The 17,717-nt window shown below is 57.4% G+C and carries 16 protein-coding genes; 4 read left to right on the top strand and 12 right to left on the bottom strand.

Going from position 1 to position 17,717, the window contains the following annotated elements; translation table 11 throughout:
• Positions 1–7: 7 nt before the first annotated feature.
• From M8006_RS04940 to ffh, 10 genes are all read right to left on the bottom strand, one after another.
• Positions 8–1,807, bottom strand: a complete 1,800-nt coding sequence (locus tag M8006_RS04940; RefSeq protein WP_250080354.1) for a single-stranded-DNA-specific exonuclease RecJ — start codon at positions 1,805–1,807, stop codon at positions 8–10.
• A 10-nt stretch (positions 1,808–1,817) separates the two neighbouring features.
• A complete protein-coding gene (thrC, locus tag M8006_RS04935; protein WP_250080353.1) occupies positions 1,818–3,206 on the bottom strand; it encodes a threonine synthase in 1,389 nt (462 codons plus the stop codon).
• 15 nt (positions 3,207–3,221) lie between these two features.
• Positions 3,222–4,538 carry a homoserine dehydrogenase gene (locus M8006_RS04930; protein WP_250080352.1) on the bottom strand — a complete coding sequence of 439 codons (1,317 nt, stop codon included), beginning with the start codon at positions 4,536–4,538 and terminating at the stop codon, positions 3,222–3,224.
• 98 nt (positions 4,539–4,636) lie between these two features.
• The gene (locus tag M8006_RS04925; RefSeq protein ID WP_250080351.1) at positions 4,637–5,374 is read right to left on the bottom strand and encodes a DsbC family protein; all 738 of its coding nucleotides are present in this window, start codon (positions 5,372–5,374) and stop codon (positions 4,637–4,639) included.
• 7 nt (positions 5,375–5,381) lie between these two features.
• Positions 5,382–6,263: a site-specific tyrosine recombinase XerD gene (gene xerD / locus M8006_RS04920; RefSeq protein ID WP_250080350.1), complete on the bottom strand. Its 882-nt coding sequence runs from the start codon at positions 6,261–6,263 to the stop codon at positions 5,382–5,384.
• A gap of 130 nt (positions 6,264–6,393) precedes the next feature.
• Positions 6,394–6,750, bottom strand: a complete 357-nt coding sequence (rplS, locus tag M8006_RS04915) for a 50S ribosomal protein L19 (RefSeq protein ID WP_250080349.1) — start codon at positions 6,748–6,750, stop codon at positions 6,394–6,396.
• A gap of 169 nt (positions 6,751–6,919) precedes the next feature.
• Positions 6,920–7,681, bottom strand: coding sequence for a tRNA (guanosine(37)-N1)-methyltransferase TrmD (trmD, locus tag M8006_RS04910; RefSeq protein WP_250080472.1), 762 nt, complete (start codon positions 7,679–7,681; stop codon positions 6,920–6,922).
• 77 nt (positions 7,682–7,758) lie between these two features.
• Positions 7,759–8,304, bottom strand: a complete 546-nt coding sequence (gene rimM, locus M8006_RS04905; protein WP_250080348.1) for a ribosome maturation factor RimM — start codon at positions 8,302–8,304, stop codon at positions 7,759–7,761.
• Positions 8,305–8,349: 45 nt separating this feature from the next.
• Entirely contained in the window at positions 8,350–8,598 is a 249-nt protein-coding gene (rpsP, locus tag M8006_RS04900; RefSeq protein WP_250080347.1) for a 30S ribosomal protein S16, read from the bottom strand.
• A gap of 259 nt (positions 8,599–8,857) precedes the next feature.
• Complete coding sequence (gene ffh, locus M8006_RS04895) at positions 8,858–10,258, bottom strand: signal recognition particle protein (RefSeq protein ID WP_250080346.1); 1,401 nt, start codon at positions 10,256–10,258, stop codon at positions 8,858–8,860.
• Between the two features lie 229 nt (positions 10,259–10,487).
• Here ffh and M8006_RS04890 point away from each other — a divergent pair, with 229 nt between their 5' ends.
• The gene (locus M8006_RS04890; RefSeq protein ID WP_250080345.1) at positions 10,488–11,285 is read left to right on the top strand and encodes a cytochrome C assembly family protein; all 798 of its coding nucleotides are present in this window, start codon (positions 10,488–10,490) and stop codon (positions 11,283–11,285) included.
• A gap of 96 nt (positions 11,286–11,381) precedes the next feature.
• Positions 11,382–12,656, top strand: a complete 1,275-nt coding sequence (locus tag M8006_RS04885; RefSeq protein ID WP_250080344.1) for an HlyC/CorC family transporter — start codon at positions 11,382–11,384, stop codon at positions 12,654–12,656.
• A 17-nt stretch (positions 12,657–12,673) separates the two neighbouring features.
• On the opposite strand, the gene M8006_RS04880 is transcribed toward M8006_RS04885, so the two are convergent.
• Complete coding sequence (locus tag M8006_RS04880; RefSeq protein ID WP_250080471.1) at positions 12,674–13,276, bottom strand: 1-acyl-sn-glycerol-3-phosphate acyltransferase; 603 nt, start codon at positions 13,274–13,276, stop codon at positions 12,674–12,676.
• A gap of 53 nt (positions 13,277–13,329) precedes the next feature.
• Complete coding sequence (locus M8006_RS04875; protein ID WP_250080343.1) at positions 13,330–13,944, bottom strand: TetR/AcrR family transcriptional regulator; 615 nt, start codon at positions 13,942–13,944, stop codon at positions 13,330–13,332.
• 188 nt (positions 13,945–14,132) lie between these two features.
• Between M8006_RS04875 and M8006_RS04870 the strand changes: the two genes are divergently transcribed.
• Positions 14,133–14,807 (top strand): SOS response-associated peptidase, encoded by a 675-nt coding sequence (locus tag M8006_RS04870; protein ID WP_250080342.1) that lies wholly within the window; start codon positions 14,133–14,135, stop codon positions 14,805–14,807.
• Positions 14,808–14,816: 9 nt separating this feature from the next.
• A complete protein-coding gene (locus M8006_RS04865; protein WP_250080341.1) occupies positions 14,817–17,711 on the top strand; it encodes an insulinase family protein in 2,895 nt (964 codons plus the stop codon).
• The last annotated feature ends 6 nt before the right edge of the window (positions 17,712–17,717 follow it).

The following is a 17,717-nucleotide window of genomic DNA, read 5'->3' as shown; positions in this document are numbered from 1 at the left end:
AACGTTTTTACGCTAAAGGGCTGGCGTGTTCGACCATCAGCTGCAGTGAGTCGCGGCCGCGCCAGCGGTTGCGATTCAGCTTATAAGCACAGTGCAACGTATCGCCCACGCCAAATGAAGGCAGCTCGCCAGGCGTGAGGGCGCGAAACCAGATCGCCTTACAGGTGACCGGCCCCATGGAGAGCTCCAGCATCAAATGCGTGCCGTCAGCTCCCACCGGGCGCAGTGCCTCAACAATAAAACGTCCCTCAAACAGCGGCGGGTCAAACTCGCGCCCATAAGGGCCTAGCGCTTCGATCTCGCTGAGCGTGCTAAGCGTTAACTGCGCGATGGATAGCTCGCCGTCGGTCCAGAGCCGCGGGTAAAGCGGCGTGTCGCCAAGCTGCTCGCTCACGGCGTGTAAAAACGCGGCTTTAAACGCATCCAACTGCTCGCGGGGGACACCAACACCCGCCGCGCCACTGTGGCCGCCAAAGCGCGGCAGCGCCTCAGGTGCAAGCTCATAAGTACGCTGCAGCGCATCGCGCAGGTGCAGGCCGTCAATTGAACGGCCAGAGCCGGTGAGCATCCCCGGCTGCGCCGCTTGCGTCAGTACCAACGCCGGACGCCCGTAGGCTTGCACCAGCCGCGAGGCGACGATGCCTTGTACGCCAGGGTGGCCATCTTCAAGCAGCACTACCACGGCAGGCGCGTTAGCGGCGAGTTCCTCGGCGGCGAACGCCCGGGCTTCTTCGGCCATGTCGGCTTCAATCGCCTTGCGCGATTGATTGTCGTCATCCAGCACGTTGAGTTGACGCGTTGCCACCCCGTCGCTTTCTGCGAGCATAAAATGCAGTGCCGCATAAGGGTCATCCAGCCGCGAGCGGGCGTTGATGCGCGGCCCCATCTGAAACGCTAAGGTCTCAGCGTTAAACGGCACGCTATCTTGCCCAAGGCGCGCGGCCATCGCGCGCCAGCAAGCGGCGTCCATGCGGTTAATTAGCGTAAGTCCGTGACTAACCACCGCGCGATTGGCAGGGCTGCCCCCCAGCGATACACAATCCGCCACCGTGCCTAGCGCCACGTAAGAGAGCCACGGCGAGAGCTTGGGGGTCGCTTCTGACAGTGCGCCCCATTCGATCAGCACGCTACGCGCAAGCGACATTAAAAGCCACGCCACCATGCAGCCGGCGATAGTTTTGTCCGGATAGGCGCAATCGTCACGCGTGGGATTCACACAGGCGAAAGCCGATGCTGGCGGGCCTTCCAACGGCAACGCGTGGTGATCGCTCACTACCACGTCGATCCCGGCCGCTTTCATCCGTGCAATGCGCGGCTCATCAGAGCTTCCGCAGTCGGCGGTGATCACAAGCGTTGGCTCAGGTTTCAGGGCGAGCGTGCGCTCAACCAGCGGCAGGCTGATACCGTAGCCATCGTGAATGCGGTGGCCAATCAAACTGTGAAGCTTACTTGCAGGCACACCGAAAAGTTCGACCAGCGTGCGCCGAATCACCACGTGCGAGGTGATCCCGTCGACGTCGTAATCGGTCAGAATACCGATCGACTCACCCTCGGCCACCGCCTGGGCGATACGCTCAGCGGCCAGGCGGCCGTCTTTGAGCTTCTCAGGATGAGCCAGGTAGCGCAGGCTCGGCGACACTAGCGGCGCAAGCTCGCCCTGATACCCAGGCAGCCGTGAGGCGAGCAGGCGCGCCTGCAGCTCGCTCATACCTTCTGTTTGGGCACGCGCATAAACGGCCTCGTCAAGGGGACGAGGCTCCAGGCGCGGCTGGGTCAAGCTAGGGGACAGATCGGTCAGCGCGTTCATATCGCTCCGTTTAGCGCCGATGCTCGGCGACGAACTGCTGCACCGCGCTAAGATCAGACGGCAGCACCGTGTAGCGCTCTTCGCGTTCGAGCAGGTCATCCATGTGCGGGGGCAGTGACACACCGGGGAAGCCCGCTTTCACCACCGCCTCGGCGAATTTCGCCGGGTGCGCGGTGGCAAGCGTAATGATCGGTGTGGACTGATCGGCACGAGCGCGCTCGGCGGCACGGTAACCGGTAGCGGTGTGTGGATCGAGGATTTCGCCGGTGCGGTGGTGCGCTTCGCGAATCACTTCCAGAATCGTCGCATCATCCACGCTGTGGCTGGCAAATTTCTCGCGCAGCTTAGCCAGCGGCGCGTCGGCAAGCGCCGTGGGCTCTTGTTGGAAGCGTTCCAGCAAAGCCGCCACTGCTGCCCCATCGCGCTCGTAGGCGTCAAACAGCAGACGCTCGAAGTTGGACGAGACAACGATATCCATCGACGGCGCCAACGTGGCGGCCAGCTCGTGCTTGGAGAAATCATTGGCCGCCAGCGTACGGTGGAGAATGTCGTTGGCATTGGTGGCGATGATGAACTGCTTCACCGGCAGGCCCATTTTATAGGCCATAAAGCCGGCAAAGACGTTGCCAAAGTTCGCCGACGGCACACAAAAACTCACTTCGCGCTTGGGCGCGCCCAGCGCCACGCCAGCGCCAACGTAATAGACGATCTGGGCCATGATGCGCGCCCAATTGATTGAGTTCACCGCCACCAGCCGCGTGCCATTCAAAAAGTCTTGATTAGCGAAGCTCGCTTTCACCATCGCCTGGGCATCATCAAAGTTGCCTTCGATGGCAATATTGAACACATTGTTAGCTAACACCGTGGTCATCTGGCGGCGCTGCACCTCGGAGACGCGGTTATACGGGTGCAGGATGAAGATATCCAGGTTGTCGCAATGGCGACAGCCCTCAATCGCGGCCGAGCCGGTATCGCCGGAGGTGGCGCCCATGATCACCGCACGCTCGCCACGCTTTTTCAGAAAGTGATCAAGAATGCGGCCCAACAGCTGCAGCGCAACGTCTTTGAATGCCAGTGTCGGGCCGTGGAACTGCTCCAACAAAAAGTGATTGGCGTCGAGCTGCTTAAGCGGCACCACGGCATCGTGGTTGAACGTGGCGTAGGCGTCATGCACAAGCTGGCGGAACGTCGCGTCGTCGATTTCACCGTTAACGAACGGCTTCATCACGCGAAACGCGATCTCGGCGTAAGACAGTCCCGCCATTTCGGCAAGCTCGTCGTGCGAGAACGAAGGCAAGGTTTCCGGCACGTAAAGGCCACCGTCGCTCGCCATTCCGGTGAGCACCACCTCTTCGAATGACAACGCGGGCGCCTGCCCGCGCGTGCTGATATAACGCATGGCGCTATGCTCCTTTTATTCGCCTTCGTCCAGGCTTTCGACGCGGATGCGAGTCACGGCGCCAGCAATGTCCGCCATGGATTCAATTTCGCGAATCGCGTCGTTCATCTGTTTCTCTTTAGTGCGGTGTGTCATCAGAATGATCGGCACCAGTTCACCTTCAGTGGCTTCTTTCTGGATCAGTGCCTCAATCGAAATACCCTGCTCGGAGAGAATCGTGGCCACCCGCGCCAGAACGCCGGGGCGATCTACCGCCAGCAAGCGCAGGTAGTATGCCGTGACAATCTCTTCCATCGGCATAATCGGCAGCGCGTTAGCGCTTTGGCCCACGCCGCTGAAGGCGAGATACGGCACGCGGTAGTGGTGATCGGTGGCGATATCGCGCGCCACGTCCAACAAATCGGCGACCACGGCTGAAGCGGTGGGTTCCGCACCGGCACCAGCACCGTAATAAAGCGTCGGGCCTACGGCGTCGCCCATCACTTCGATGGCGTTTTTGACGCCGTGGACGTTGGCGAGAAGGCGCTCTTTGGGAATCAGTGTCGGGTGAACGCGTAGCTCAAGCCCTGCTTCGGTGCGCTTGGAGATACCCAAGTGCTTGATAATGTAGCCCAGGTTATCCGCCTGTTCGACGTCCTGAGCGGTAATCCGCGCAATGCCTTCGGTGAAGGCCTTATCGAACTGCAGCGGTACACCGTAAGCAATAGAGGCGAGAATGGTGAGCTTGTGCGCGGCATCAATCCCCTCCACATCAAACGTCGGGTCGGATTCGGCATAGCCCAGCGCCTGCGCTTCGGCCAGCACGTCCTCAAAGGCACGGCCTTCGTCGCGCATGTGCGTCAGGATGTAGTTGCCCGTGCCGTTGATAATGCCCGCGACCCACTCAATACGGTTGGCGCCTAAGCCTTCACGCAGCGACTTGATCACCGGAATACCGCCAGCAACGGCGGCTTCAAACGCCACAATCACGCCTTTTTCGTGAGCGGCCTGGAAGATTTCATTACCGTGCACCGCGATAAGCGCTTTGTTAGCGGTAACGACGTGCTTACCGTTATCAATCGCGGTCAGCACCAGCTCACGAGCAACATCGTAGCCGCCGATCAGTTCAACGACGACGTCGATATCGGGGTTGCGCGCCACTTCAAACACATCGGCGGTGGCTTTAATACCGGTGATGTCGCAATCAGGATGGATGCTACGATGCGCCACTTGTTCAATCACAATGGGGCGCCCGGCGCGACGGGCGATATCGTCCGCGTTACGTGTCAGCACGTTAAAGGTACCGCCACCGACCGTACCTAGCCCACAAATGCCTACTCTCACCGGTTTCAAAATAAATCCCCTCTCAGTATTGCACTCGAATATATGTACTCAAAAGTGCTTGTCTCAGCGTTAAAAGTTACTAAATCGATATTTGGCTTGGTGGTGACTTATTCGTCGTCCAAGCCCAGCAGGGCGGTCAAACGCTCTGGCGGCACAAAGCCGGGCACCATCTCACCATCCGGTAGAATAATCGCTGGCGTGCCCTCCACGCCGACCTGAAGCCCCAAATCGTACTGCGATGCTACCGGATTATCGCAGCTAGCGCTGCCCGAAAGCGCTTCACCTTGCTTTGCCGCCGTCATTGCCTCGGTAGGGTTATCGGCACACCAGACCTGCTGCATCACCCGGGCCGCCTCACTTTGCATGCCGCCACGGGGGAACGCCAAGTAATGAACGGCAATACCGCGCTCATTGAGCTCTGGCACCGTTTTATGCAAGCGCGAGCAGTAAGGGCAGCTGGTGTCGGTAAAGATCGCAACGGTCGCTTTAGGTTCGTCTACACCGCGAAAGATGACTCGCTCGCTTTGGGGCACGGCGTCAATGCTGGCAATACGCGCCTGGTTGCGTGCCTGCTCGGTGAGATTCACCAGTCCGTTGTCGCTATTTTCGTACAGATCCCCGACCACAAAGTGACTGCCGTCAGCGTTAGAATAAAAGGATTCGCCACTGGTCAGACGCACCTGATAAATGCCGTCTAGCGGCGTTTCGGTCACACCTTCCACCGGCATGGCTTGACCATTAACGCTTAAGGAGTCGGTTAACTGCTCAGGCACGCTCTGCGCCATCGCTGTAAAAGGCAACAGCGTGGCAGCCAGGGCCAGAGTAAACATTGAGTATCGACGCATCGTCCGCTTAACCTCGTGGGTGATGGTGTGCGTGCAGGCTCTCTAATCGGGCCTGCGCCACGTGAGTATAAATTTGGGTAGTGGAAAGATCGCTATGACCTAATAGCAGCTGTACGACCCGTAAATTGGCACCATGATTCAATAAGTGCGTGGCAAACGCGTGGCGTAGTGTGTGCGGCGAAAGCGGTTTGTTAATCCCCGCCGTCACCGCATGTGCCTTGATGCGGTGCCAAAACGTTTGTCGCGTCATGGATGTGTCACTGCGCCCAGGAAATAGCGCCGGGCGCATCGGGTCCGTCATCATCTCATTACGCGCGGTGCGCAGGTAGCGCTCAAGCCAATCCGCCGCTTCATCGCCAAGCGGCACCAGGCGGTCTTTATCGCCCTTGCCGCGCACGCGCACCACCCCTTGTTTCAGGTTGAGCGCATCAAGCGTTAAGCCTACTAGCTCAGAAACACGCAAGCCACAGGCGTATAAAAGCTCCAGCATGGCACGGTCACGCACGCCCATGGCGGTGGCGGTATCGGGCGCGGTAAGCAGGCGCCCCACCTCATCTTCATCAAGCGTATGGGGCAAACCTGGCTGCACGCGAGGTAACTTGATCGTCGCCAGCGGGTCACGCTCAACATTGCCATTCAGACGCGCCCAACGGTAGAAACTGCGCAAACTGGAAAGTAGCCGCGCATTGCTACGCAGTTGATACCCCTGTGCCCGACGCTCATCAAACCAGGCAATCAGCATGTCGTCCGGTGGCGCGGTCAACTCACTGCCCTGCTCCGCCAAGTACGCGCACCAAGCGCTCAAATCACGCCGATAGGCCGCTAGCGTATGCTCACTGGCGCCACGCTCAAGCCAAAGGCTATCCAGAAAAGCGTCAATGAGGTCCATAGGCAAGCGGTCTCACAGTTATTAACGACAGTGATGAATCGACAAACAAAACCCCGCCCCGCAAAGCGGTGACGGGGTTTTGGTATCCAGGCGCGGCTGCGCCGCAGCCGCGCCTGTGGCAAAGTCTGGCTTACGCCAACTTTTCCTTGATACGTGCCGACTTACCGCTGCGCTCACGCAGATAGTAGAGTTTGGCCTGGCGTACGTCACCACGACGCTTAACGTGAATCGAGTCAACCAGCGGGCTGTAGGTTTGGAAAGTACGCTCAACGCCGACGCCGTGGGAAATTTTACGCACGGTAAACGCTGAGTTGAGACCACGGTTACGCTTGCCGATGACGACGCCTTCAAAGGCCTGCAAACGCTCTCGGCTACCTTCTTTCACTTTTACCTGGACGACAATTGTGTCGCCGGGAGCAAAAGGAGGAATTTCTTTGCCCATTTGCTCGGCTTCAAGTGCCTGGATCACCTTGTTTTTACTGCTCATTATCTCACTCCTAAATAACTTGGTGGCTTAACCGCTCAGTTGTGGAAGGCGGAAGCCGTGATCCCGGCGCTCGAAACGAGCCACACGGGAGTCGTGATGGGTGACACAGGTGCGCGGCGTGTACGTTCGACACACGTGGACCGCCTTCGCCCTGCACCGCCGCTCTGGCCTACCGGGTAGCCAGAACGTATTCCTCGATGAACTCATCCAACAATTTACGCTGCTCGGGATTCAGCGTTCGCCCTTCGAGTAGATCGGGACGCCGCTGCCACGTGCGGCCCAGCGATTGTTTCAATCGCCAGCGTCGGATCGCCGCGTGGTTGCCACTTAGCAGGATATCCGGCACTTGCCGCCCATCAATCACTTCCGGACGGGTGTAATGCGGACAATCTAACAAACCGTCGTTAAATGAGTCCTCGATGGCGGAATCCTGGTGCCCCAGCACACCGGGAACCAGCCTTGCCGCCGCGTCAATTAGCACCATCGCTGGCAACTCACCGCCGCTCAGCACATAGTCGCCAATCGACCACTCTTCATCAATGTCATGTTCCACTACACGTTCGTCAATGCCTTCGTAGCGTCCAGCGACCACCACTAGCGGGCTTTTGCTAGCCAGTGCCTGTACGCCTTGCTGGTCTAACGTGCGCCCCTGAGGCGAAAGATAGATCACTTTCGGCGTTTTACCCGTAGCGTCAAACGCACGCTTACGCGCATCCGCAATCGCACTACGCAGCGTGTCGACTTTCATCAACATGCCGGGCCCGCCGCCATAGGGGCGGTCATCGACACTGCGATGGCGGTCTGTGGCGTAATCGCGCGGATTCCAAAACTCCAACGCAATACGGTCTCGCTCCACCGCTCGACCCGTCACGCCATGACAGGTCAACGCATCGAACATTTCAGGAAACAGCGATACCACCCCGATCCACATAGCGGGTGTTTCACTTGAGCCTTGCTCGTTTAACGCAAGAGGCTTTGTCGTAACGGGCTCTTTTAAAACCGGCTCTGTCAAAACGCTGAATCCCAATTCACCACCATGCGCTTTGCCTTTATGTCCACATCGATGATGACATCGCCGGGGAGAAACGGTAGCAAGCGCTCGCGCTTGTCGATGGCTTCATTATCGCCGTGCACCACCATGACATCGTTGGCGCCGGTTTCGAACAGATAACTAACCTGTCCTAGCCGTTCGCCGACCTGAGTCAAGACGCTCAAGCCTTCAAGCTCATGCCAATAATACTCATCGTCGGAAAGCGCTGGCAGCGCCTCTTTAGGCATCAGAATATCCGCGTTCGCCAGTATTTCTGCTGCGTCACGGTCATTCACGCCTTCAAGCTGAACCACCAAGCCTTTGCCCTGCCGACGCCCCTGAGCCACGGTATAGCACGTCAGATTTTCACCTTTACGCACCGACCATTCAGGGTAATCAAAAATACTGTCAATAGGGCTCGTGTAGGCATATACCTTAAGCCAGCCTTTCACCCCATGAGGGCTAGTCAACTTGCCGAGCACTACATGCGTGTCGTCTAAGTGATGTGTTGCAAAACGCGTCATTGACGACCTCGGTTCGACAGCATTGGCCTTAAGACTACGACAGACTTAGGCTTGCTTACGTGCTTCTTTAACCAGCTCTGCAACGCGGCCGGAAAGCTGCGCGCCGTGATTCTGCCAGTGTGCAACGCGGTCGAGATCAACGCGCAGGCGCTCTTCTTGACCACGGGCTACCGGGTTGAAAAAGCCAATGCGCTCAATGAAACGACCGTCGCGAGCATTGCGCGAGTCAGTCACGGTCAGATGGTAAAAGGGACGCTTTTTGGCGCCACCACGTGCCAAACGAATGGTAACCATACGATAACTATCCTTCGGTTGAGGTTACAAGAGAGCTAACCACTTACGGTTTAGGCCTCTATCGACGATACAAAATCGTGTTTTTTAAGCCCCTCATGCCGCAACAAGCAGCGCCACACTGACGCAACCCCTACGCATGAAGAGGCCGTATTCTACGCAAATACGGCCAATTTGGAAAGCCTAGGCGCAGGAAAACTGCCTCTTTTGGCCGCGACGCTTTACCATGACGCTTTGCCGCAGGCAAAGCATTGCAACAACGCTAGCGACGGGGGAAACCACCGGGGCCACCCGGGCCTCCGGGTCCGCCAGGACCACCGCCGCCCATCATGCCGGACATACCGCGCATCATTTTTTCCATACCGCCTTTTTTGCCGGCTTTCTTCATCATCTTTTGCATCTGTTTATGCTGCTTGAGCAGGCGATTAAGATCCGGCACTTGCAATCCAGCACCGTTAGCAATGCGACGCTTACGCGAGCCATTGATGATATCGGGCCTATGGCGCTCTTTGGGCGTCATGGAATTAATCAGTGCTTCAAGCTTGCCCAACTCCTTCTCAGGGCCGGGGCCTTGCGCCATCTCGGCCATCTGCCCCATGCCCGGCATTTTGCCGAGCAAACCGCCCATGCCGCCCATTTTCTTGAGCTGTTGCAGTTGATCGCGAAAGTCTTCTAGGTCAAAGCCATCGCCTTTTTTGACCTTTTTGGCCAACTTCTCCGCTTTGGATTGATCGACAGTGCGCTCGGCTTCCTCAATCAGCGATAGCATATCGCCCATGCCGAGGATGCGCGACGCAACACGGTCAGGGTGGAAAGGCTCTAGCGCATCAACCTTCTCCCCCATCCCCATAAACTTGATGGGCTTACCCGTGATATGGCGCACCGAAAGCGCCGCGCCACCGCGGGCGTCACCGTCGGCTTTGGTGAGGATTACGCCGGTCAGCGGTAGCGCTTCGTGGAATGCCTTGGCGGTATTGACCGCGTCTTGGCCGGTCATGGCATCGACCACAAACAGCGTTTCGTCCGGCGTCAGAGCCTGATGCAACGCTTGAATCTCGGTCATCATCGCTTCGTCAATGGCCAAGCGCCCCGCCGTATCGACCAGCACCACATCATGGAACTGAATCTTGGCATGCTTCATTGCGGCGTTAGCAATATCGACCGGCTTTTGATCCGAGCGCGACGGGAAGAAATCCACCTCGACTTCTTTGGCCAGCGTCTCTAGCTGATCAATCGCCGCCGGACGGTAGACGTCCGCTGACACGACCAGCACTTTTTTCTTTTCACGTTCGCGCAAGTAGCGCGCCAACTTCGCCACGGAAGTGGTTTTACCCGCGCCTTGCAAGCCAGCCATCAACACGACGGCGGGCGTGCCTTTAAGGACAAGCCCCTCGTTGGCCTCGCCCATGGTGACTTCCAGCTCTTGCTGGACAATCTTGACGAACTGCTGACCCGGCGACAGGCTTTTCGAGACCTCTTGGCCCACTGCCCGCTCGCGCACACGTTCGATAAAGTCTTTCACCACCGGCAGCGCAACGTCCGCTTCCAAAAGGGCGCGCCGCACTTCACGCAGGGTGTCTTTGATATTATCGTCAGTCAGGCGCGCCTGACCCTTGATAGACTTCAGCGTCTGCGAAAGACGCTCGCTAAGATTCTGAAACATGGGGCCTCTCTGCCTCCGTCGTGGTCACAAGGCGCACGCGCCGCGGACATGAATAGGGTGATTATACGCCCTGGCGCCGCGAGTCTCCATGGCTGGCGCGTTTACGCGCCCAAACAGACCGGCTATTGCGCTCTAAGCGTCTGTGCGCGGCGCTAAGGATTGGTTATAGTAGGGGTATATTTTCACGATACATTCTCATTAACACGCTTAACAGCGTACGGATAGCATCATGCAGGCGCTCCCTTTCGCCACGATGGCTTTAATTCTCTATATCGCCGCTGGAACTTGGCAGGGCATGGCGCTTTTGCGCCGCGTACCGCCCCGCCCGGGCATAGTGCGCATCATAGCGGCGTTAGGGTTACTGCTGCATATCCCCATGGTGGTCAAACTGCTGGGACAGGCGCCAGGGCTTTTGCCCGGTTTCACGACCAGCGCGACACTTTTTATGGCCGTCGCGGTTAACGTGGTGTTGGTTGCTAGCCTGTTCAAGCCAGTGCTCAACGCTGGCATAGTACTTTTCCCTCTCGCGGGTATCGTACTCATTGTGGCGACGGGACTGCCGAGCCAAGGCAGCGAAATCGGCCTAACGCCAGGTATTTTGCTTCACGCTATTAGCTCGGCACTGGCCTTTGCCTTGCTCGCTATTGCCGCGGTTCAAGCCGTATTGGTGGGGCTACAAAACCAGGCGCTGCGCCATCACCATATTCGCGGCATCGTGCAGTCACTGCCACCGCTAACCACCATGGAACGGGTGCTGTTTGAACTCGTTTGGGCGGGTGTGCTGTTATTGACGCTCTCCATCGTCAGTGGTTTTATTTTTTTAGACAACCTGTTTGCCCAACACTTAGTGCATAAAACACTGCTTTCACTTATCGCTTGGCTGGTGTTTGCCACGCTATTGCTGGGCCGTTACCGCTTCGGCTGGCGCGGCATGCGCGCGGTTAAATGGACACTCGCAGGCTGCGCCTTTCTCGTACTGGCATATTTTGGCAGCAAGTTTGTGCTTGAGATATTGTTACACCGCTAGGCTGGCCCACACGTACCTCTCTGACTTACGTTGCCTTGATACGCGCCAGCCTAACTTCTGAAAATCGAGCTCGATACGTAATAAAGGACGCCCAACTTGAGCGACGACTTCCCTCTGGGACTACTCTTTAGCCTGCTAGCGCTACTCATTTTACTGTCTGCATTTTTCTCAAGCTCTGAGACTGGCATGATGTCGATCAACCGCTACCGCCTGAGCCATCAGGCAAATAGCGGCGACATCCGGGCCAAACGCGTGCTGCATTTGTTAGCCCGCCCGGATCGGCTCATCGGCGTCATTCTAATTGGCAACAACTTTGTCAATAACCTAGCGGCGTCGATTGCGACCATTATTGCCATTCACTTTTTTGGCGAAGTAACTGGGCCTGCTGTCGCTACCGCCCTGCTGACCATTACGATTTTGATTTTTGCCGAGGTCACACCCAAAACCTACGCCGCAATCAAGCCAGAACGCATCGCTTACCCCGCCTCCCGCGTGCTAATTCCGCTGTTAAAACTGCTCTACCCGCTAGTGTTGCTGGTCAACATAATTTCCAATGGGTTGCTGCGTTTGGCAGGCGTGAAAAGCGTGGAAAACGGCGGCGACAGCTTAACCCGCGACGAGCTCCGCACGGTGGTGCACGAAGCCGGCAGCATGATTCCTTATCGCCACCAGGCCATGCTCTTGTCGATCCTTGATCTTGAAAACGTCACAGTGAACGACATTCTCGTGCCGCGCCAAGAAGTACTAGGGATTGACCTTGACGACTCACTCGATGACATCTTGCAGCAGATTCGCACCAGCCAGCACACCAGGCTTCCGATCTACAAAGGCGATATCAACAATATTATCGGCATGCTACACCTGCGTAACGCCGCACGTTTTCTCTCGCGCCCTGAAGTCACTAAAGCCGCCATCGTCCAAGAAGCGCGCGAGCCCTATTTCATTCCTGAATCCACGCCACTGCACACACAGCTACTCAATTTTCAAAAGCAAAAGCGCCGTATTGGCATTGTCGTCGACGAGTACGGCGACGTAGAGGGGTTGGTAACGTTAGAGGATATTCTCGAAGAGATTGTCGGTGAATTCACTACCGATGTATCAGAGAACCAAGAGATTCACGCGCAGGAGGACGGCAGCCACGTCATCGAAGGCACCGCCAATATCCGTGATATCAATAGGTTGTTGGGATGGCACTTACCTACCGATGGCCCCAAGACCCTAAACGGTTTAATTCTCGAGCACCTGGAGTCCTTTCCGGATGGTGCTGCATGTCTACAGATCGGCACCACGCGCATGGAAATTCTCGAGATGCGCGACAATTTGATCACATCGGCGCGCTGCTGGCAGGCGGTACGGATCAGCCGACGCTAGCCACTGTGTATGATAATTTAATGGCGTAGATCCTCTAGCGCAGCAGCTTTTAATACCCGCACCCGCGCCTCAAGGTAGCGACGCAGAGCTACGTCCTGGGTCATGCGTGGATCAACCGACGGGCCGAAGTGCAGGCTTACCTTGGCGCGAAAGCGTTTCGGCCACTTTTTTAGTGGCTGCCCACCCTCGTTGGAGGTCCATGACCCCCAAAGACCGGCAAGCCCTGCCGGCACCACCGGTACATTGTCGCGGGCAAGTATCTTCTCTAAGCCACGACGAAAGGTGTGAATTTCTCCATCGGGAGACAGCCTGCCTTCAGGAAACACCATCACGATCTCGCCGTTTTTTAATGCCTGGCTGACTTCCTCCAGCGCGCGACGCAACGAACCTGGATTGCGCCGCTCTGACTCTATCGGAATCGCCCCTACCAGCTGAAACCACCACTTCAGCCAAGGCGACTCAAAAATCGGCTGATCCATAACAAAGCGCACCGGCCGTGGGCTAGCCCCACCCAGCACCAACGCATCCATGTAACTGACGTGGTTGCACACCATTAGCGCAGCCCCCGTGATGGGCACATGGTGGCGGCCGCGTACCGTTAAGCGGTAACAGATCCGCATTACCAGCAAAATCAACCAGCGCAACCCACGGCGCACATTGACAAGCGACCGCCTCACTCAGCAGCTCCTCGGTGACGAAGCCCGGCCAGCACCGTGCTCAAAAGCTGCTCTAAGAGTTCGTCGACTTTTAGTTGCTCGCCCTGCCAATAGCCCAGCCGTTCGTTCAAGCCTAATTGTACAAGCCCATGCACACTGCCCCATAGCGTGCGCCCCAGGCGACGTGCCTCAAGATCATCAAGCGCGGGCTGGTAGCGTTTTAAGCAAGTTTCAACTTGGATGAACAGCGCTTCAATCAAATCACTCTGGCGTTGATCAAGCTCCCCTTCCTGGGCAAGGGGGTAATCAAACAGCAGCTGCCAGCGGTAGCACGCCTGCTCGGCATATTGCCAGTAAGTATGGGCCAGCGAACGCAGCCAGGGTTCAGGGTCGTCCGCCGCTAGCGTGGTAATCGCGTGTTCCAAGCACGCCAGGGTTTCGACGTTGACGTATTGCAGCAAGTTGTTGAAGCTGCCATAAAGTTTCAGTAGCGTACTCGGCGCACAACCCACCTCGCGAGCAATGGCACGCAACGATAAACCATGAACGGGCTTGTCCTCCAACCACGTATCACAGGCGTGCATTACCTGCGCGTGGAGGGCATCGGGCGCATGCTGTCGTGGACGGGCCATGGCAATCTCTTGGGTTTACCGCTAAAGAGGGAAACCTTTCTGCGCTGTTGCGTGGAAAGGGAATACGGTAGGATACCCTATATCGAACACTGTTTTCGATACGATATCGGCACGAATGTTGTGTTGCGCTCCATTTCTACCTCTATTTCTTCCCACGTTTTTCATTTCTCACCTCTTGGGAGGCTCGTGTGACCGGACGCCTTTATGTTCGCGACAACGCCTTGCCTGACACGCTCGCCATTAACGTCGCCACCCCCCTCGTGACATCGCCTAATTTAGCCCCACGCCAAGGCGTGTCAACGATCCGTTGGGAGCAAGGCAAAAGCCGTCTTAACACACTTTTTTGGGGCCTGACACCGCCGTGGCTAGAAGTTCTTGATCACGCGCCCCACTGCGCGCGCGCCGAAACACTAGACGCCCGCCCGATGTTTCGTGATGCGTTTCAATCGCGACGCTGCCTCATTCCGGTAAACGGTTTTTACGTGTGGAAAATAAAGCCACGGGGCAAACAACCCTACTTGATTACCCACGTACAACGCACGCCTCTCTTCCTGGCGGGGATTTGGTGTCGCTATCACACCACCCTTACCGAGTTTGCCGATTCCATGGCGCTGATAACTGTGCCCGCCAACCTATGGCTTTCACCACTCACAGATCGCTTACCCGCTCTTATAGCGCCTAGCGACATGGAACAATGGCTCCACCCGGAAACCGACGTCGCAAAGGCAAAACAGCAATTAACCCCGGCACCGCTGGAACTGTTGGGCGCTTTTCCGGTATCAAAACATGTGAATAATCCCGCCTATCAGTCACCGGCTTGCGCACACCCTGTCGGCCCGATGCTGCAATGGGCTTCGTCCTAGGAGTCGTTAATGTTACGAGTTATTACGTTGAACACGTACCGCCCACTTGCCCGAACCCCGCTGGCGGTGGGCACGGCGCTTTCGCTTAGCCTGATCGGATTCCCTACTGTTAACGCCGACAGCGCTGAAGGCGTTAGTGAGGTCGTCACGTCTATTGTTAGCCCGTTTGATGCGCGCAGTTACCGCGTACTCACGCTGCAAAATGGGCTGCAAACCCTGCTAGTGAGTGCCCCCGACGCCGATAAAGCCGCCGCCTCAATGAATGTACGGGTGGGCAGCGCGCAAGACCCGGAAGACCTTCAGGGATTGGCGCATTTTCTTGAGCACATGCTATTTCTCGGCACCGAGCCCTACCCAGCATCGGATGCTTATCAAGGCTATATTTCCCGCAATGCTGGCTTGCACAACGCCTTTACTGCGCCGCAAGATACCAACTACTTCTTTGATATCGAGCCCTCCGCGCTATCGGGGGCGCTCGATCGCTTTAGTGCGTTTTTCCTCTCGCCGCTGTTCAACGCCGAAAAGCTCGAAAGCGAGCGGAATATTGTCCACTCCGAGTACATGGCGCGCATCCGCGACGAAGGCCGCCGCGAAAACGACGTGATGAATCAGGTCTTAAATACGGACCACCCAATGACGCGCTTCTCCGTCGGCAGCCGCGAGACGCTGGCCGACCGGCCGGAGGGAGAGCCCTCACTGCGCGAGCGCGTCATCGATTTTTATCATCAGCATTACGGCGCCAACGTGATGACGCTCGCCGTTGTCGCCCCGCAGTCACTGGATACGCTGGAAGGGTGGGTTGCTGAACGTTTTGCCGACATTCCCAATCGTGGCCTAGACGTACCACAGATTGATGCGCCGCTCGTCGATGAACAGGCGTTACCGATTTACTTAGAGCGCCAATCGCTGAAAGACAGCCGTCAGGTCAGCTTTCACTTCCCAATCCCTGACCCGATAAACGACTACACCCACCAACCCACCCAGCTTTTGGCTCATTTGATCGGCGATGAAAGCGATGGCAGCGTGCTTGCCGTGCTGCGCGATGCTGGCTTAGCTGATGGCCTCTCCGCCGGTGGTGGCCGCCGCGATGGCGAACACGCGCTATTTAGCGTATCCATCAGCCTCACACCGGATGGCGCCGAGCGCCTCGACGATATCGAAGCCACGCTTTTTGCCGCCATCGATAACATTCGCGAGCAAGGCCTAGAAGAATGGCGCTACCAAGAGCAAGCTAACCTGCGTGAACAGGCCTTTCGCTTTCAGCAGCACGGCGCGCCACAACAAGAAGCCATAGGGCTTGCGATGAACCTGTCGCGCTACCCGGTCGAAGACGTGCAATATGCACCCTACCGCATGGACGGCTTTGACGCCGAGATGCACCACGCCTATCTCGATAACCTGGCACCGGAGAAAGTGCTGCGCGTATATTCCGGCCCCGAGGTAGAAAGCGAGCGCGTCTCGCCGTGGTTTAACACCCAATGGCGCAAGGTAACCTCGCCCGCTGCCAGCACGCCGATTGCGGTCTTAGCGCTGCCCGCTCCCAACCCGTTTGTTGCCGAAGATTTAACCCTTCTCGCGGGCAGCGACGAAAAACCAAGCCCCTTGATTGAGGCGCCCTCTTTTCGTGCTTGGCACATGCAAGAAGATCGCTTTAACACCCCCAAGGTGGAGTGGCGCGTTAGCCTACAGCACCCTAGCACCAGCGACTCGGCGGAAGAGGCGGTATTAACCCGGCTATTGGCGCAATGGCTCAACGACAGTCTTAACGAATCGCTTTACCCCGCGCGACTTGCCGGGCAGTCGTTTAATTCCTATGCCCACTCGCGCGGCATCACACTGGCGTTTTCCGGTTGGCGCGATGGCCAAACCCCGCTGATCGAGCGTACGCTAACGCAACTTGCAGAGGCGGAGATCTCCGCCGGTGCGTTCGAACGGGTAAAATTCCAGCTGCAGCGAGGATGGCGTAACGCATCGGGTGATTCACTGATGCGCCAAGCGCAGCGAACGCTCGGTGAGGCGCTCCTTACCCCGCAGTTTTCAAGCGAAGTGCTTTTGGCCGCGAGTGAGCGCTTACAGCGCCACCATCTTGAGGACTTCCGCCGGCGCTTTTTAGACGCGCTTTATATTGATGCCATGGCCGTCGGCAATCTGAGCGAGGCGAAAGCCAACACCCAGGCCGAGATGATTCGCGGCCAACTGCGCCCGCGCCTATCTCGCCATGATATCACCCAACTGACTCCCCTTAACGTCAGCGCGGATGCCCCGGTGCTGCATCCCAATAGCACGCGAGATGAGTCATTAGTGCTGCGCTACCTGCAAGGGAACGCGGCAACGCTTGAACAACAAGCAGCCGCCAGTGTGCTCGCGCAATGGCTGCAGACACCGTTCTATCAGCGCCTGCGCACCGAAGAGCAGCTAGGCTATGTCGTCAATGCTGGCTACTCGCCGCTACTCGAAGCACCTGGCATAGCACTTGTGGTGCAGTCACCAGATACACAAAGCACCGCGATTGCCGAGCGCATGGACGCCTTTCTACAAGATGCCAAAGCGCGATTGAACGAGCTTGATGACGAGGCGCTAGCGCCTTACCGCCAGGCGGTTTATGAGCGCCTAACCCAGCGCGATACCCGCTTGGAGGCACTGGCTAACCGCCACTGGCAGGCCACGGCATTGGATGAAGTAGCGTTTGATCGGCACGAACAGCGCGCCGAATTAGCCCTTGAGGTAAGTGCGGATGAGCTGCGTGCCTTATGGAACACGCTGCGCGAGGGGCAGCTTGATATCCGCTTTGACCCGGAAGATGAGCAAAGTGACGTGAAAGCCTACCGCGAGTCGCTTGAGGCTTTTGCGCGCCAATCACCCGCAACGCCATTACGTATAACCCCAGGCACTAGCAACCATTAGGAGGGG

Source organism: Halomonas llamarensis (assembly GCF_023555005.1).
GTDB lineage: Bacteria > Pseudomonadota > Gammaproteobacteria > Pseudomonadales > Halomonadaceae > Vreelandella > Vreelandella llamarensis.
The sequence above is the reverse complement of the archived record's forward strand: the minus strand, read 5'-3'. Positions and strand labels throughout refer to the sequence as shown.

Excerpts from the sequence above, each read along its gene's own strand:
- M8006_RS04940 (WP_250080354.1), bottom strand. The coding sequence starts at position 1,807 with ATGAACGCGCTGACCGATCTGTCCCCTAGCTTGACCCAGCCGCGCCTG.
- thrC (WP_250080353.1), bottom strand. The coding sequence starts at position 3,206 with ATGCGTTATATCAGCACGCGCGGGCAGGCGCCCGCGTTGTCATTCGAA.
- M8006_RS04925 (WP_250080351.1), bottom strand. The coding sequence starts at position 5,374 with ATGCGTCGATACTCAATGTTTACTCTGGCCCTGGCTGCCACGCTGTTG.
- xerD (WP_250080350.1), bottom strand. The coding sequence starts at position 6,263 with ATGGACCTCATTGACGCTTTTCTGGATAGCCTTTGGCTTGAGCGTGGC.
- rplS (WP_250080349.1), bottom strand. The coding sequence starts at position 6,750 with ATGAGCAGTAAAAACAAGGTGATCCAGGCACTTGAAGCCGAGCAAATG.
- trmD (WP_250080472.1), bottom strand. The coding sequence starts at position 7,681 with ATGTGGATCGGGGTGGTATCGCTGTTTCCTGAAATGTTCGATGCGTTG.
- rimM (WP_250080348.1), bottom strand. The coding sequence starts at position 8,304 with ATGACGCGTTTTGCAACACATCACTTAGACGACACGCATGTAGTGCTC.
- rpsP (WP_250080347.1), bottom strand. The coding sequence starts at position 8,598 with ATGGTTACCATTCGTTTGGCACGTGGTGGCGCCAAAAAGCGTCCCTTT.
- ffh (WP_250080346.1), bottom strand. The coding sequence starts at position 10,258 with ATGTTTCAGAATCTTAGCGAGCGTCTTTCGCAGACGCTGAAGTCTATC.
- M8006_RS04890 (WP_250080345.1), top strand. The coding sequence starts at position 10,488 with ATGCAGGCGCTCCCTTTCGCCACGATGGCTTTAATTCTCTATATCGCC.
- M8006_RS04880 (WP_250080471.1), bottom strand. The coding sequence starts at position 13,276 with ATGCGGATCTGTTACCGCTTAACGGTACGCGGCCGCCACCATGTGCCC.
- M8006_RS04875 (WP_250080343.1), bottom strand. The coding sequence starts at position 13,944 with ATGGCCCGTCCACGACAGCATGCGCCCGATGCCCTCCACGCGCAGGTA.
- M8006_RS04865 (WP_250080341.1), top strand. The coding sequence starts at position 14,817 with ATGTTACGAGTTATTACGTTGAACACGTACCGCCCACTTGCCCGAACC.